Consider the following 15913-nt stretch of genomic DNA (forward strand, 5'->3'; position numbering starts at 1 on the left):
TCCACGCACAAAATCGCCCTCCCCGGGGGAGAGCGAATTTGCAGAAAAGGCGAGGCGGATCAGGTCACGCAGCGGCCGGGCTGCAGCAGCTTGGCGACCTCGGTCAGGGAGCTGACCATCGGCTCGCACGCGATCGTCGGCTTACGACCCGGCCTCAGCATCGTGGGAGCCGGCTTGGCGTTGCCGGTCTCGATGACTGCGGGGACCCGGAGCAGCACGGACGTGTCGGCCAGATCGTTCAGCCGCATCGAGACGGTCCGGGTGGGAGCCGGCGCCGGCTTCGGCTCAGCGAGCCGGTCGGACTTGCTGGTGCGATTGACTTCATGAGTTGCGAGGTTGCGGCCCGAGGTTTGGCCCGGCTGGTCGGCGAGCGCCTCCCATCGGGACGCCAGATCGTGGCCGGAGGCCAGTTGAACGGCGCCAACCTGAACGGCACCAAGCGTCGCCGCTATGGCGACGGCACCAAAAAATACCTTCTGAATATGCAGCATGGCTGTCGGTCCCTCGCCCCATGGCGATCGCGGGAACAACGCGAGGGGAGCACCGGAGTTTCCCAGAGGTTAAGATCACTTAACCGTGTGCGGAAACGACAGGGTCCCTGCGAAAAATTTTGCAGGTCACCTGGAACGACTCCCGCGCCCGGGAGTCGTCTCAACAGCCGGCTATTCCCCCCTGCCCCATAAGCCGGCGACGTAGGGCGCGACTGTGGTGATGCCAGTCGCGCCTTACTTTTGTCTGCGGTTCACGTTTGCCGGCAGACTATTTGGCCTTCCCCGCGAGCCAGTCCCGTCCCTCTCCGTAGAGCTTCTCGACCTCGGGGCCGATCAGGCCCGGCATGTCGCGCTTGACCTTGTAGCCGATCAGCTCCTGCATGTAGGCGAGGTGACGGTAGCCTTCCGGCAGCGCGGCGAGCGCCTGCTGGTCGAGGCGGAGCGTCGCGGCGGGATCGACCGGGTCGATCCGGTCCTTCTCGTAGATCGGCTGACGGCGGACGATGCCCCATTTGCCAATACCTGATTGGTCTTGCCGCTTCTCCAGGAAATCGTAGAAGCGCCCGGTGCAGACGACGTCGCAGAGCACGTCGTGCACCAGGGCCCGCTGCGAGATCGTCATCTTGGTCTGCGCGATGGCCCGCTCGCCCGAAAGATCGATGCTGCTGCCGCCGAGGAAATGCAGGATGCGCACGCCCTTGGCAAACCCCTCCTGGCTGACGCGCATGAAATCCCGCGCCGGCCCCTGAAACCAGGTGGCGGACATCCAGCCCTCGTCGTGCCAGACGGTCGCAAAGCGCTCCCAGTCGCCGGCGTCACGCCACACCGCCCAGTTCTCGACGAGGTCGCGGATGGCGAGGCGATCGAGGAGTTGCTGGTCCATGGGCACGTCTCCAGTTCGGGGCGATGCGCGAGGTATGAGCGGCGAATTCGATGCTCGTCAAGCGGGCACGAAAAATCCGGCGTGCCTTGCAGCACGCCGGATCAGATGACTTCGCTTAGCGCCAGACCGCCCGAGGCTTACGCCGCCGGCGCCTTCGGCGCGCGGTTGCGCGAGTTGCGCTGGAAGAACAGCGCCTGGCTCGCCACCGCCGACACCATCGCAGGCTGGAACGGCTTCGAGATCAGGAAGGCCGGCTCGGGACGCTCGCCGGTGAGGAAGCGCTCCGGATAGGCGGTGATGAAGACCACGGGCACCTCGAAGGTGCGGAGCAGCTCGTTGACGGCATCCAGGCCCGACGAGCCGTCGGCGAGCTGGATGTCGGCGAGGATGAGGCCCGGCCGCTTGTTCTTCGCCAGCGCCACCGCATCGGCATGGGTGCGCGCGACGCCGACGACATTGTGGCCGAGATTCTTCACCAGGCTCTCGAGGTCCATGGCGATGAAGGTCTCGTCCTCGATAATCAGGACGTCGGTGGCGATCTCGGCCGCCATCTCGCGGCCGGCGGCATCGGCCAGCCGCCGCGTCTCGGCGACATCGGTCGCGAGAACATAGGCGACTTCTTCTTCCGAAAATCCTTCGAGCGAGAGCAGCAGGAAGGCCTGCCGCGGCAGCGGCGTGATGTTGGACAGCCGCCGCTCCGGCGGCATCGGCAGCGTCGCCACCTCGGCATCGTCATTGACCGAGACCGAATTCCAGATCTGGGTAAACAGCCGGAACAGGCCGGCACGCGGCCCGTGGCTCTCGTCGAGCACCGACGGATCCCCCAGCATGGCTTCCAACATGGCTGCGACATAGGCGTCACCGGAGGCCTGGCTGCCCGTCAGGGCGCGCGCATACCGGCGCAACAACGGCAAGTGCTCAGCAACAAGCTGTGAACGGGACATCCCCACTCCATTCATTTCGGGCCAACTCAAAAATAAGGAACTGTCAGGGGAGACCCGGGTTCCCCTACTGGGCTGATTACGCTTCAGGACAAGAAAAGTTCCCACGGCCTGGGAACTTTTTGTCGAACCTGGAATTGAACCCATCCAGGGAACGGCTCCCGGTTGAGAAACTTCTCGATTTTGCAGTCACTTAACTCGGGGAAACGTGGAACAGGTCATGAAAGATCTCAAGTCTCAAGCCAGCAAAAGCACGACCCCCGGCAAGGGAGGCCTCACTCCGGAGATCCAATCCCGGATCGGGCATCAACTGCGCGCCATGTACGACGACGTCGTGCGGCAGGGGGTTCCGGACCGGTTCGCGGAGCTCATCAAAAAGCTTGATGCGCCGGGAGGATCCCAGAACGAGAATGGGGCTGGGGGCTCCAACGACAACAATGGGAGGGATTAATGCCTCTCACGAACTCCCTGCGTGATGACATCCTCGCGGCCGTGCCGAGCCTTCGCGCGTTCGCGATCTCGCTCAGCGGCAATGCGGACCGCGCCGACGATCTGGTGCAAGAAACGCTGTTGCGCGCACTCGCCAACATCGACTCGTTCCAGCCCGGCTCCAACCTGCCGGCATGGCTGTTCACGATCCTGCGCAACCTGTTCCGCTCCGACTATCGCAAGCGGCGGCGGGAGGTGGAGGATGCCGAGGGCAACTATGCCAAGACGCTGAAGACGCAGCCCTCGCAGAACGCCCACCTCGAATTCGAGGAGTTTCGCGGCGCGCTCGAGAAGCTTCCGCAGGACCAGCGCGAAGCCTTGATCCTGGTCGGCGCCTCCGGCTTCTCCTATGAGGATGCAGCCTCGATCTGCGGCTGTGCGGTCGGCACCATCAAGAGCCGCGTCAACCGCGCGCGCTCGAAGCTCGCCGCACTGCTCTATGTCGACGGCGCCGAGGACTTCGGACCCGACGAGACCGTGCGCGCTGTAATCGGCGGCAGCGGCGGATAGCGCGTCAATCGACCAAAGGCGACAGCCAGAGAAGGCGGCCGTTTGCGCGGCCGTCTTCGCACGCGTGGATCTAGCTAGCCGATCGCCAGACGATCACTTCGCGACGAACGTCACCGTGTCGGCGACAGTTGCTCGCGAGGTGCGGTAGCTGTTGACCTTGTGCGCGTTGTCGGCATAGCCGAACGAGATGCCGCACACGACACGGCGATCGTCGGGCAGGTTGAAGTGGCGGCGGATCAGACCGGAATGGCGCGCAAGTGCCGCCTGCGGAATCGTGCCGAGCCCGAGCGCCTGCGCCGCGAGCATGAAATTGCTGACATAAGCCCCGCAATCGATCGCGCCATAAATGCCGAGTGGCTCGTTGGTATGAATGATCGCCACATGCGGCGCACCGAAGAAATTGTAATTCTCCAGCGCTTGTTTTGCGTAGGCCATCTTGTCGCCGCGGGCGATGCCGAGCGTGTTGTAGAGCTGAAAGCCGCTCTCGCGGCGGCGTTCGAGATAGACGCCGGCATATTCACGGGGCGGCGTGAAATCATAATCGTCGCCGAGACCGCCGGAAGCCTCCTTGTAGATCACCTGCCGAAAGCGCTCCTTGGCCTCGCCGCTGGCGATAATGACCTGCCAGGGCTGGCTGTTGCACCAGGACGCGGTGCGCTGCGCCGTGGTCAGCACATGCTCGATGGTCGCGCGATCGACGTCCTTCTCCAAGAAGGCGCGGACCGAATAGCGCTCGTTGAGGAGCTCTTCGAGCACGCCGATGCGGCGGTTCTGTTTGACTTGTGCATCCATGGATCAGCTCGCGTTGTTCTCGTAGGGTGGGCAAAGGCGCATAGCGCCGTGCCCACCGACAGACTTACCCCGGCGCATCTGCATATGGTGGGCACGCTTCGCTTTGCCCACCCTTGAGAGATACAGCGGGGGGCCACATCACCGCCCCTTGGTCGGGATCTTGTTATACGGCACATCCTTGTCGACACGGATATCGCCCGGCAATCCCAGTACCCGCTCGGCGATGATGTTGCGCAAAATCTCGTCAGTGCCGCCGGCGATGCGCATCGAAGGCGAGGACAACAGCATCTGCTGGAATTGGCCGTGCACCGTCTCCTCGTCGCTGCCTGTGAGAACACCGGCTGCTCCCTGGAGGTCCATCGCATAAGTTGCGATGTCCTGGAGCATCATGCCCGACACCAGCTTGCCGATGGAATTTTCCGGTCCCGGCCGCTCGCCCTTCGACAGCGCCGAGATCGCCCGGTAGCTGGTGTATTTCAGCCCGCTCGACTTCACCGCCCAGCTCGCGAGCTTGGAGCGTACGGCAGGATCGTCGATCGCGAGCCCGTCCTCCAGCATCAGGTTCGAGCAGAACTCGAACAGCTCGGGCACGCCGGTCGCGAGCCGCGAACCGATCGACATGCGCTCGTTCATCAACGTGGTCAGAGAGACGCTCCACCCCTCGCCGATGGCGCCGAGCCGCTGGCTGTCCGGAATCACGACGTCGGTGAAATAGACCTCGTTGAACTCCTGCATGCCGTTGGCCTGCTTGATCGGCCGCACCTCGACACCGGCGCTCTTCATGTCCAGGAAGAACATGGTGAGGCCCTTGTGCTTGGGCACATTCGGATCGGTGCGCGCGATCAACAGGCCGTAGTCGGAATAATGCGCGCCCGAGGTCCAGATCTTCTGGCCGTTGACGACCCAATTGTCGCCCTTCTTCTCCGCCCGCGTGCGCAGACCCGCGACGTCGGAGCCGGCCGACGGCTCGGAGAACAGCTGGCACCAGATCTCTTCACCCGCGGCGAGCTTCGGCAGATAACGACGCTTGGCATCTTCGCTACCCCAGGCCATCACGGTCGGGCCGCACATGCCCTCGCCGATCTGGAACGGCTGCGTCAGCTTGCCGTAGACGCCCTCTTCCTGTTGCCAGATCACGCGCTCGATTGGCGTGGCGCCGCGGCCGCCATATTCCTTCGGCCAGTGCAGGCAGGCCCAGCCGCCCTCGGCCTTCTTCTTCTGCCAGGCCTTGCCGACCTCGACCATGTCGTGCTTCGCCAGCCGGATGCGGCCGAGCGAAGACTTTGACAGCTCCTGCTCGAACTCCTTAGGTGCGTTCGCGGCGACCCATTTGCGCGCGGTCTCGCGGAATGCGGCTTCCTGCGGGGTATCGTCGAAATTCATGGCGGACCTCTACCCTCTTCCCTTGGTCGGGATCTTGCTGAACGGCACGTCCTTGTCGACACGAATGTCGCCGGGCAGGCCCAAGACCCGCTCGGCGATGATGTTGCGCATGATCTCGTCGGTGCCGCCTTCGACGCGGGTACCTGGCGCACGCAGCAGCATCGCCTGGAAACGGCCGGCGAGTTCGGCATCCTCGCCGCTGACCACGCCGCTCGCCCCCTGCAAGTCCAGCGCGTAGGTCGCGACGTCCTGGATCATCGAACCCGCCACCAGCTTGCCGATGGAATTTTCAGGCCCCGGACGCTCGCCCTTCGACAGCGAGGAGATCGCGCGCATGCTGGTGTATTTCAGCCCGCTCGCCTTCACCGCCCAATTGGCAAGCTTCGAGCGCACCGCGCGATCCTCGATCGCCGGACCGTCATCGAGCATCAGGCTGGAGCAATATTCGAACAGCTCGGGGAAGCCGGTCGAGACGGCGGCACCGATCGCGCTGCGCTCGTTCATCAGCGTGGTCAGCGAGACGTTCCAGCCGTCGCCGACCTCGCCGAGGCGCTGATGATCGGGAATGCGCACATTGGTGAAATAGACCTCGTTGAAGTCGGACGCGCCGCTCGCCTGCTTGATCGGCCGTACCTCGACACCGGGGCTCTTCATGTCCAGGAAGAACATGGTGAGGCCCTTGTGCTTGGGCACGGTCGGATCGGTACGGGTCAAAAGGATGCCGTAGTCAGAATAATGCGCGCCCGAGGTCCAGATTTTCTGGCCGTTGATGACCCAGTCGTCGCCGTCCCTTTCGGCACGCGTGCGCAGACCCGCGACGTCGGAGCCGCCAGCAGGCTCGGAGAACAGCTGGCACCAGATCTTCTCGCCGGAAGCGAGCGGCGGCAGATAGCTGCGCTTGTGCTCTTCGCGCGCGAACGCCATCATGGTCGGCCCGCACATGCCATGGCCGATGATGAACATGCGGGACAGCTGGCCGAACGGCCCCTCTTCCTGCTGCCAGATCACGCGTTCGATCGGCGTCGAACCGCGGCCGCCATATTCCTTCGGCCAGTGCAGGCAGGCCCAGCCGGCATCGGCCTTCTTCTTCTGCCAGGCCTTTGCGACTTCGAGAATGTTGGCGCTCTTGAGCACAGTGCGGCCCAGCGAGGATTTGCGCAGCTCGTCCTCGTATTGCCCGGGCGCGTTGGCGCCGATCCAGGCGCGGGCGGTAGCGCGGAATTCGGCTTCCTGCGGGGTGTCGTCGAAGTTCATATTCGTGTCCTTCGCTTACGCCGCGTTCTTCTTGCGCATGCGGTCGATCAGCTGGTCCTCCCAATAGGACAGGCTGCCGAGCCCGAGCGCCATCGCATTGGCGCGGCGGTAGTACATGTGGCAGTCGAACTCCCAGGTGAAACCCATGCCGCCGTGAACCTGGATGTTGTTCTTGGCACAGTGCTGGAACGCCTGTGTCGCACTGATGCGCGCAGCGGCGGCCGCTTCCGGCAGCTCGGCCGCGTTGGTCGAGAGCGCCCAGGCGCCGTAATAGCTGTTGGAGCGCGCCAGCGTCGCCGAGACGTACATGTCGGCGAGCATGTGCTTGACCGCCTGAAACGAGCCGATCTGGCGGCCGAAGGCAATGCGGTCGAGCGCGTAGTCGCGGCCCATCTCCAGCGCGCGGTCGGAGCCACCGACCTGTTCGAACGCGCAGAGCACCGCGGCGCGGTCGAGCACTTGACACAAAATGCTCCAGCCTTCGCCGGCACCGCCGAGCGGCTCGGCCTTGCAATCCCTAAAGGAGATCTCGGCCTGCCCACGGGTCGGATCGAGATTGGTGAGGCTTTTCACCTCGACGCCGCCGCCCTTGAGATCGACCAGGAACAGCGAGATGTCGCCATCGCGCCCGCTCGATCCCGTCCGCGCGGCGACCACCGCGAAGTCGGCAATCGCACCATCGGCCACGGGCCTTTTGACGCCATTGAGCACGCCGTTCGCGGCCGTCAGCCTGACGTTCTTCGGCGCCGGATTGCCCTTGCCCTCGAACAGCGCCAGCGTGCCGATCGCCTCACCCGACGCGATCGTGGGCAGCCACTTCTTCTTCTGCGCGTCGCTGCCGGCGATCAGCAGCGCTTCGGCAGCAAGATACACCGTCGAAGAGAACGGCACCGGCGCATTGGCCCGGCCCATCTCCTCCGCGATGACGCAAAGCTCGAGATGACCGGCGCCCGCGCCGCCAAACTCTTCGGGGATCGCGACGCCGAGAAAGCCCATTTCGGCGAGGCCCTTCCAGAGCTCCTTGTCGTAAGGAGCCTTGCCGTCGAGCACGATGCGCACCGCCTTGGGCGAGCACTTCTCAGTGAGAAATTTGCGCGCCTGGTCGCGAAGCTGTTTCTGGTCGTCGGAGAAATCAAAGTTCATGGCGGCTTACCTTTTATTCGTCATTGAGACCGTCATTCCGGGGCGCAACGAAGTCGCGAGCCCGGAATGACAATGGGAAAGAGTTGCGCATTCATCGCAGCACGATCACATCCTGGTCCGGCTTATCCGCGTAGAGCCGATCGACCAGTGCAGCGCGGCGTTCCAGGCCAGCGCGCTGGTTGATGTAGCCCTTGTCGGTGAGTTCGTTGCCGTCGATCGAGGGTGGCTCGGCCATCAGCATCGCGCGGGCGATGATGCGGCTGCTGGCGCCTTCACACTCCTTGTTATGGGCCTGGAGCCCGCGCCTGAAGCACGCAATGACCTCAGGATGCCTCACCGCATCCTCGAAGCTGAGATCGGGATCGCCGACGAGCTGGCGGCAGGCATGGAGGTTCGGCCAGGCGAGGAGCCCGATGAAAGCGCGATCCTGTCCCGCGACCAAGGCATCATGCACGACAGGCGTCGCGGCCGCGATCGCATCGGTCCGGAGCGAGCCGACATGGACGAAGGTGCCTGTGGTGAGCTTGAAGTCCTCGACCACGCGGCCAGCGAAGATGATGCCCTTCACCGGATCCGCATCGTCAACGAAAATGCCTGCATCGCCGATACAATAAAAACCTTCTTCGTCGAACATTTTCCTGGTCAGGTCCGGCTGACCAAAGTAGCCGGGCGTGACGTTGACGCCGCGCAGGCGCAGTTCGTATTTCGAGCCGCACGGCACCATCTTCAGTTCGACGCCGGGGAACGGCAGGCCGATCAGGCCGACGCGCTCGGTGTCCCAATAGGTGCCGGTCGAAGTCGGCGCAGTCTCGGTCGAGCCCCAGCCGGTGTAGAACACGATGCTCTCGCCGGTGGTCTTCACGGCGAGAGCCTGCATGCGGTCATAGAGATCGTCGGGCAGCCGCGCGCCGCCATAGGCCATGATCGAGAGGTTCTTGAAGAAGGAGCGGCACAGCGCATCGTCCTTCTCCATCGCAGCCGCGAGCGCTGCGTAACCGGCCGGCACATTGGCGTAATAGGTCGGCGAAATCTCACGGAGATTTTTGATCGTCTCATCGAGCTGACCCGGCATCGGCCGGCCGTCGTCGATATAGAGCGTGCCACCATCTACCAGCACCGGGTGGAATGCGGCATTGCCGCCCATGGTATGATTCCACGGCATCCAGTCCAGCACCGTGGCGAGCGGACCGCCCGGCGTGCGCGGCCGCACCTGCATCATCATCGCTGCGTTGGCGCACATCATCTCTTGCGTATTGATGACGGCCTTGGGCATCCCGGTCGAACCTGAGGTGAACAGCAGCTTGCCGACCGTGTCGGGCGTGATCTTTGCAATCGACGCGTCCACATCTGCAGTCACCGGCGTTGCTGCGAGCTCGCCAAAGCTGACGCTCTTCACATCTTCGCATGGGCGCGCGACGTGAACGACGGTGACGCCGGCAAGATCAAGGGCCTTGAGCGCCTTCTCAAAGGTCGGGCCGTCCTGCACCATCACTACTGCCGGCTTGATCATGTCGAACAGGTACTTCAGCTTGACGTGATCGTGGCTCAGCAGCGAGTAGGCCGGCGATACCGGCGCGGCCGGTGAACGCGCCTGCATCGCTGCCTGTGTCATCAGCGCATGCTCGATTGAATTGCCGGAGAGGATCGCAACCGGGCGTCCATCGATTTTGAGATCAAGCAGCGCCTGAGTCAGCGCATCGACGGTGCGCTTGGCTTCGCCATAGGACACTTTGCGCCACTCGCGATTGGGACCACCGCGCTGCGCGAGCCAGATGCGCTCCGGCGCTTCCTTCGCCCACTTCGCGAGCGAGGTCGGAAGATGCTTCTCGTAGGCCTGCAGCGGAATGCGCGACTTCAGCACCACCGTGCCGTCAGCGCGACGCTCGACATCGATGTCGCGCGCGAGCCACTCGACCTTGCGAAAGGCGGGCTTCGCCATCACCGCCGCCGCGCTTCCACTCATTTTTGCGTCTCCCGGAATTATTGTCCTTTACGGATCTTTGTTGTTCAGCGCTTGATATAGACAGGCTTTCGCTTCTCAAGGAAGGCCCTGATGCCTTCCGAAAATTCCTCGGAACGGCTGCACAGGACCTGGTTGCGGTCCTCCATCGCGACGACGGCCTCCAGCGATCCGGCATCGACGCTCATGTTGAGGCACTCCTTTGACAGGCGCAGCCCAACCGGTGACGCCGTCATCATTGCGTCGACATAGGGCTCGGCGGCCACATCGAGCTTGTCGTCATCCACGACTTCGGAGACGAGGCCGACCGCGAGCGCGCGCTCGGCGCCGATAAAGCGTCCTGTCAGGATCAACTCGGAAGCGACGGAGACACCAACGAGGCGCGGCAGAAAGTAGCTGGTGCCGATGTCGCAGCCGCCAAGGCCGAGCTTGATGAAGGCACAGTTCATCCGCGCCGACTTCGTCGCGATGCGGATGTCAGAGGCCAGCGCCAGGGCAAAACCGCCGCCGGCCGCCGCGCCCTGCACCAGCGACAGGATCGGCTGCGGACAGCGCCGCATCAGCATCACGATGTCGGCGATGCGGCGCTGCGAGTCCAGCGACTCGGTGACGCCAGGCGGCTCCTGCTGCCCGGCACGGCGCGCCATCGCAGCCTTGAGGTCGAGGCCGGCGCAAAAATTCTTGCCGGCGCCCCTGAGCACCACGACACGCGTATCGCGGTTGCGCTGCAGGCCCTGGAAATAGACGTTGAGCGCATCGATCAGCGCGGGATCGAGCGCGTTGAGGCTGTCAGGACGATTGAGCGTGACCCGGTCGACGCCGTCGTCATGCTCGATCAGCAGCGGTTGGGACATGGGAGCGTCCTTCATGCGAGTCTGGCGCCGGTCTTTCACCCTCCCCCTCAAGGGGAGGGTAAGCAGAGCCCTACCGCGGCGCCATGCGAATGGCGCCGTCGAGACGGATGGTCTCGCCGTTGAGCATCGGGTTCTCGACCATATGCACGGCAAGCGCGCCGTATTCCTTGGCATCGCCGAGGCGCGAGGGATGCGGCACCTGGGCGCCGAGACTCTTGCGGGCTTCCTCGTTCAGACCCATCAGCAGCGGCGTGAAGAACAGGCCGGGCGCGATAGTGTTGACGCGGATCTTCTGGCTCGCGAGGTCGCGCGCGGCCGGCAGGGTGAGGCCGACAACGCCGCCCTTTGAGGCGGAGTAAGCAATCTGGCCGATCTGGCCTTCATAAGCCGCAACCGAAGCGGTGTTGATGATGACGCCGCGCTCTTCACCGATCGGCTCGATTGTGACGAGGCGCTCGGCGAACAGGCGCAGACAGTTGAACGTGCCGATCAGATTGACGTTGATGATGCGCGCGAACTTCTCCAAGGGATAGACGCCGTCGCGGCCGACGATGCGCTGCGAGCCGCCGATGCCGGCGCAGTTCATCAGCACCCGGGCAACGCCGTGCGCGGCTTCCGCCTTGGCGATCGCCGCCTTGATCTGCTCCTCACTCGTGACGTCGGCATGGAGCGCGACGCCCTTCACCTCGGCGGCAACCTTCTCGGCGTTGTCCTTGTTCTGATCGATTACGCCGATCTTGGCGCCCTTCGCGGCCATGGCGCGCGCGGTCGCTTCACCAAGACCCGAACCACCACCGGTGATGAGAACGGCTACGTCTTTCAATTCCATGACAGGCTACCTTTCCTTGGGCGTTTCTTCTCTAGACTTGAACGTCTCGGCCGGATTATCCGGCCGCGGTAGCTTCCTCGGCTTGCGTGAGGATGCCGCCGCAGATCAGCGTTTCCATGTGCTTGATGTATTGCCGGCAAACGTCATCGGTGACCGGACCGACGCCGGTCGCGCGAGACATTGCGTGCCGGCCGAAGAACAGATGATCGCAGGCGCCGATCAGGCTGGTGTAGAACAGCACCGGATCGGTTTGCCGGAACTCGCCGCGGCCAACGCCCTCAGCGAGCAGGCGGCGATGAAAGTCGAGCAGCGGCGCGACGAAGAATTTTGAAACTTCATCTGCGGAGCCTGCAACGCTCTCATGCAGGAGATAGTGGATCAGCCGGTTCATATAGGGGAACCGGTGATAGGCGCGGATGATGCCGGCGATATGCAGCTTCAGCTTCGCGGTCGAGGTGATCTGCTGTGCCAGCAGGTATTCCAGATTGGACATTTCGGTGGCGGCGTCGCGCGCGAGCAGCGCCAGCAGCAGGCCGTCCTTGTTGCCGAAATGATATTTGACCAGCGCGGCGTTGGCGCCCGACTTCTGGGCGATGTCGGAGAGCGAGATCTCGATGGATGAGCGTTCGATCATCAGCTCGCTTGCGGCCACGAGCAATTTCTCTGCCGTGGAGTTCTTTCCGCTCGGAAGCCTGTTCGGTACACTGGTAGTCACGGATATCCCTTGTTCTCACCGCTTCAAGCGGGCCGCACATAAGCCCAAGCAGCGCCTCCCCACAAGAGTTAATTGATCGATTGACTAAACGATATCCCGCCCATTAAATCCGCCCCGACAACCCAATTCAGAACAATCATGGGAGAGACCGAAATGGCCGAGGCTTATATCGTCGCCGCTGCGCGTACCGCGGGCGGGCGCAAGGGGGGCCGCCTCGCCGGCTGGCATCCGGCCGATCTCGCGGCAAAAGTGCTGGACGAGCTGGTCGATCGCAGCAAGGTCGATCCTGCGCTGGTCGAAGACGTGATCATGGGCTGCGTGATGCAGGTCGGTGAGCAGTCCAACAACGTCGCGCGCAACGCGATCATGGCCTCGAAACTGCCGGAGAGCGTGCCGGGCACTTCGATCGACCGCCAGTGCGGCTCCTCGCAGCAGGCGCTGCACTTCGCGGCGCAAGCCGTGATGTCCGGCACGATGGACGTGGTGATCGCGGCCGGTGTGGAATCCATGACGCGCGTGCCGATGGGCCTGTCATCGCAGTTGCCGGCCAAGAACGGCTTTGGCAATTACAAGAGCCCGGGCATCGAGCACAAATATCCGAACATCGTATTCAGCCAGTTCACCGGCGCGGAAATGATGGCCGAGAAGTACGGCTTGTCGAAAGATGATCTCGACGAATTTTCCTACAACAGCCATCAACGCGCGATCGCCGCCACCCAGGCCGGTCACTTCAAGAAGGAGATCGTGCCGCTCGAGATCACCCGCGCCGACGGCAGCAAGGACACCCATTACATCGACGAGGGCATCCGCTTCGACGCCACGCTCGAAGGCATCAAGGGCGTCAAGCTGATCGCCGAGAACGGCAAGCTCACCGCCGCCAGCGCCAGCCAGATCTGCGACGGCGCCTCCGGCGTGATGGTCGTGAACGAGCGCGGCCTCAAGCAGCTTGGCGTGAAGCCGCTCGCGCGCATCCACCACATGACCATGACCGGCGGCGACCCCGTCATTATGCTCGACGCTCCCTTGCATGCCACCAAGCGCGCGCTGGAGAAGGCCGGCATGAAGATCGACGACATCGACCTGTTCGAAGTCAACGAGGCCTTCGCGTCGGTGCCGGCCGGCTGGCTGAAGACCACCGGCGCCGATGCTAGCAGGCTCAACGTCAACGGCGGCGCCATCGCGCTCGGCCATCCCCTTGGCGGCTCCGGCACCAAGCTGATGACGACGCTGGTTCACGCCCTGCAGCAGCGCGGCAAGCGCTATGGCCTGCAGACCATGTGCGAAGGCGGCGGCATGGCCAACGTCACGATCATCGAACGACTGTAAGAAGAAAAGCGAAGAACGCATGGCGAGTGGTGAGTGGTGACAGGGAGCGGCATCCGCCCCCCTGTCACCATTCACGGCTCGCCTGTTTTTTTGAGGAAGCGCCATGACCCATCCGTCCATTTACGCGAAGAGCACGCCTGACAAGATTGCCTACCAGATGGCCGGGACCGGCGAGGCGATCACCTATCGCGAGCTCGACGAGCTTTCGAACCAGGGCGCAAACCTGTTTCGCTCGCTCGGGCTGAAGGCCGGCGACCACATCGCGTTGCTGATGGAAAACCGCCTCGCGTTCATGGAGATCTGTTGGGCAGCGCAACGCAGTGGGCTTTATTACACCGCGATCAGCCGTTACCTGAAGCACGACGAGATCGACTACATCATCGGCGATTGTGGCGCCAAAGTCGTGATCACCACGCCGAAATGCGCCGACCAGATCAAGGACCTGGTCAAGGGTGCGCCGGGCGAGGCCATATTCTACATGGTCGACGAGCCGCTGCCCGGCTTCCGCTCCTACGACAAGGAAGCGGCTGCGCAGCCGACCACGCCGATCGCCGACGAGGTCGCCGGCTACGACATGCTGTATTCATCGGGCACCACCGGCCGGCCAAAGGGCATCAAGAAGGCTTTTGAGGGTAACAAGATCGACGAGCCGAACGCCTTCCTTCGCGTGCTCTGCGCCACCATGTGCGGCATGAATGCGGAAAGCACCTATCTGTCGCCGGCGCCGCTCTATCATGCGGCCCCCTTGCGCTTCAACATGATGGCGATCGTGCTGGGTGGCACCTCCATCATCATGGAGCACTTCGACGCCGAGGATTTCCTCAAGCTCGTCGAGAAATACAAGGTCACGCAGTCACAGCTCGTGCCGACCATGTTCGTGCGCATGCTGAAGCTGCCGGACGAGGTCCGCGCCAGGTACAACGTCTCGACGCTGAAAGGCGCGATCCACGCCGCCGCGCCCTGCCCGGTCGATGTCAAGGCAAAGATGATCGAGTGGTGGGGCCCGATCCTGATCGAGTATTACGCGGGCTCGGAAGGCAACGGCGTCACCGTCTGCAATTCGCAGCAATGGCTGGAGCATCGCGGCAGCGTCGGCCGCGCCGTGGTCGGCAAGATCAAGATTCTGGACGAAAACGACGAGGAGCAGCCGCCAGGTGAGATCGGCACGGTCTATTTCGCCGATGCGCCTGCGTTCACCTACCACAACGACCCCGAGAAGACGAAGAAGGCCTATAACACCAAGGGATGGTCGACGCTCGGCGACGTCGGCTATCTCGACAAGGATGGCTTCCTGTTTCTCACCGACCGCAAGTCCTACATGATCATCTCAGGCGGGGTGAACATCTACCCGCAGGAAACCGAGGACGCCCTGATCGCGCACCCTGAAATCGCCGACGTCGCCGTGTTCGGCGTACCGAACGAGGAGATGGGCGAAGAGGTGAAGGCGGTGGTGCAGCCGCACGATATGAAGCGTGCGGGCAAGGAGCTCGAGGCCGATTTGATCGCCTACTGCAAGACACGTCTCTCGGCGATCAAATGCCCGCGCTCGATCGATTTCGAAGCCGAGCTGCCGCGCACGCCGACCGGCAAGCTGGTAAAGCGGCATCTGCGCGACCGGTATTGGCCGAAGGCCGTGGCGAAGATCTAATCGAACAAACTCGGCGTGTGGTTCACCAGCGCGCCTTCGATCTCGAGCATCTTCAGCTTCGTCACCACGCCGCCATTCGCCGAGAAGCCGCCGGGCTTGTTGCCGGCCGCTAACACACGATGGCAAGGTACGACGATCGGGCAAGGATTATGCCCGAGCGCCTGTCCGACATCGCGCGACAGCTGGACGCCGCCGAGGCGTTTTGCAATGTCGCCATAGGTCAGAGTCTTGCCGGGCGGAATGGCACGGGCGATCTCGTAGACGCCGCGGTTGAAATCGGGCACGCCGTCGAGATCCAGCGGGATGTCTGTGAGGTCATCCGGCTCGCCCGCCAGCAGTTTCACGATGCGGTCGATCGCCTGCTGCACTTCAGGGGTCGGCTCGGCCTCGCTGGCGTCGGCGTGGCGCTGGCTGATGCGGGTGCGGATCTTTTCCTCGCCGCCCATCGGCAGTTGGGTGCCGTTGATGCCGCGCGGGCCCCAGGCGATGGCGCAGAGGCCGATCCTGGTGTCGAACAGGGCGAAATGCTGGTCGGTCATGGCTTGGTTCCTGAGCTTGCGTCCTTGTCGCATGCCCCCAATGTGATCTCGGCCTAAATCTAGGCTTGGAAATAGTTGCGATCCACCCGGTTTCCGGGAATCTTGCACAGGAGTTCCGCACACCTTTCCGCGAGCCAGGATTTCCGAGAGCCAAGA

16 protein-coding genes are annotated in these 15913 nt (G+C 63.4%); 4 read left to right on the forward strand and 12 right to left on the reverse strand.

Annotated elements, in window-relative coordinates:
- Positions 1–59 precede the first annotated feature (59 nt).
- From K3F49_RS29860 to K3F49_RS29870, 3 genes are all read right to left on the reverse strand, one after another.
- Positions 60–491, reverse strand: coding sequence for a hypothetical protein (locus tag K3F49_RS29860; protein ID WP_234684480.1), 432 nt, complete (start codon positions 489–491; stop codon positions 60–62).
- A 268-nt stretch (positions 492–759) separates the two neighbouring features.
- On the reverse strand, positions 760–1374 hold the full coding sequence (locus K3F49_RS29865) for a nuclear transport factor 2 family protein (protein ID WP_234684481.1): 615 nt from the start codon (positions 1372–1374) through the stop codon (positions 760–762).
- Between the two features lie 137 nt (positions 1375–1511).
- Positions 1512–2318, reverse strand: a complete 807-nt coding sequence (locus K3F49_RS29870; protein WP_234684482.1) for a response regulator — start codon at positions 2316–2318, stop codon at positions 1512–1514.
- A 217-nt stretch (positions 2319–2535) separates the two neighbouring features.
- On the opposite strand from K3F49_RS29870, the gene K3F49_RS29875 reads away from it, so the two are divergent.
- Entirely contained in the window at positions 2536–2766 is a 231-nt protein-coding gene (locus tag K3F49_RS29875; protein ID WP_200471650.1) for a NepR family anti-sigma factor, read from the forward strand.
- Positions 2766–3314, forward strand: coding sequence for a sigma-70 family RNA polymerase sigma factor (locus tag K3F49_RS29880; RefSeq protein ID WP_084292346.1), 549 nt, complete (start codon positions 2766–2768; stop codon positions 3312–3314). Before K3F49_RS29875 ends, K3F49_RS29880 begins: the two co-directional genes overlap by 1 nt.
- Before the next feature lie 93 nt (positions 3315–3407).
- On the opposite strand, the gene K3F49_RS29885 is transcribed toward K3F49_RS29880, so the two are convergent.
- From K3F49_RS29885 to K3F49_RS29920, 8 genes are all read right to left on the reverse strand, one after another.
- Positions 3408–4106, reverse strand: a complete 699-nt coding sequence (locus tag K3F49_RS29885) for a nitroreductase (protein ID WP_234684483.1) — start codon at positions 4104–4106, stop codon at positions 3408–3410.
- Positions 4107–4244: 138 nt separating this feature from the next.
- Entirely contained in the window at positions 4245–5489 is a 1245-nt protein-coding gene (locus tag K3F49_RS29890) for an acyl-CoA dehydrogenase (RefSeq protein WP_234684484.1), read from the reverse strand.
- 9 nt (positions 5490–5498) lie between these two features.
- Positions 5499–6743: an acyl-CoA dehydrogenase gene (locus K3F49_RS29895; protein ID WP_234684485.1), complete on the reverse strand. Its 1245-nt coding sequence runs from the start codon at positions 6741–6743 to the stop codon at positions 5499–5501.
- A gap of 15 nt (positions 6744–6758) precedes the next feature.
- The gene (locus K3F49_RS29900) at positions 6759–7886 is read right to left on the reverse strand and encodes an acyl-CoA dehydrogenase family protein (RefSeq protein ID WP_234684486.1); all 1128 of its coding nucleotides are present in this window, start codon (positions 7884–7886) and stop codon (positions 6759–6761) included.
- Between the two features lie 91 nt (positions 7887–7977).
- A complete protein-coding gene (locus K3F49_RS29905) occupies positions 7978–9849 on the reverse strand; it encodes an AMP-binding protein (protein WP_234684487.1) in 1872 nt (623 codons plus the stop codon).
- A gap of 44 nt (positions 9850–9893) precedes the next feature.
- Positions 9894–10700 carry an enoyl-CoA hydratase/isomerase family protein gene (locus K3F49_RS29910; protein WP_234684488.1) on the reverse strand — a complete coding sequence of 269 codons (807 nt, stop codon included), beginning with the start codon at positions 10698–10700 and terminating at the stop codon, positions 9894–9896.
- Between the two features lie 70 nt (positions 10701–10770).
- A complete protein-coding gene (locus K3F49_RS29915; RefSeq protein WP_212327383.1) occupies positions 10771–11529 on the reverse strand; it encodes an SDR family NAD(P)-dependent oxidoreductase in 759 nt (252 codons plus the stop codon).
- Positions 11530–11584: 55 nt separating this feature from the next.
- On the reverse strand, positions 11585–12187 hold the full coding sequence (locus tag K3F49_RS29920) for a TetR family transcriptional regulator (RefSeq protein ID WP_234684648.1): 603 nt from the start codon (positions 12185–12187) through the stop codon (positions 11585–11587).
- A gap of 210 nt (positions 12188–12397) precedes the next feature.
- Between K3F49_RS29920 and K3F49_RS29925 the strand changes: the two genes are divergently transcribed.
- Positions 12398–13570 carry an acetyl-CoA C-acetyltransferase gene (locus K3F49_RS29925; RefSeq protein WP_234684489.1) on the forward strand — a complete coding sequence of 391 codons (1173 nt, stop codon included), beginning with the start codon at positions 12398–12400 and terminating at the stop codon, positions 13568–13570.
- 103 nt (positions 13571–13673) lie between these two features.
- Positions 13674–15218: an acyl-CoA synthetase gene (locus K3F49_RS29930; RefSeq protein ID WP_234684490.1), complete on the forward strand. Its 1545-nt coding sequence runs from the start codon at positions 13674–13676 to the stop codon at positions 15216–15218.
- Here the strand turns inward: K3F49_RS29930 and K3F49_RS29935 are convergent.
- Entirely contained in the window at positions 15215–15757 is a 543-nt protein-coding gene (locus tag K3F49_RS29935; protein ID WP_234684491.1) for a methylated-DNA--[protein]-cysteine S-methyltransferase, read from the reverse strand. The two genes, K3F49_RS29930 and K3F49_RS29935, sit on opposite strands and share 4 nt — an antisense overlap.
- Positions 15758–15913 lie beyond the last annotated feature (156 nt).

This window comes from Bradyrhizobium monzae (genome assembly GCF_021458635.1).
Lineage (GTDB): Bacteria > Pseudomonadota > Alphaproteobacteria > Rhizobiales > Xanthobacteraceae > Bradyrhizobium.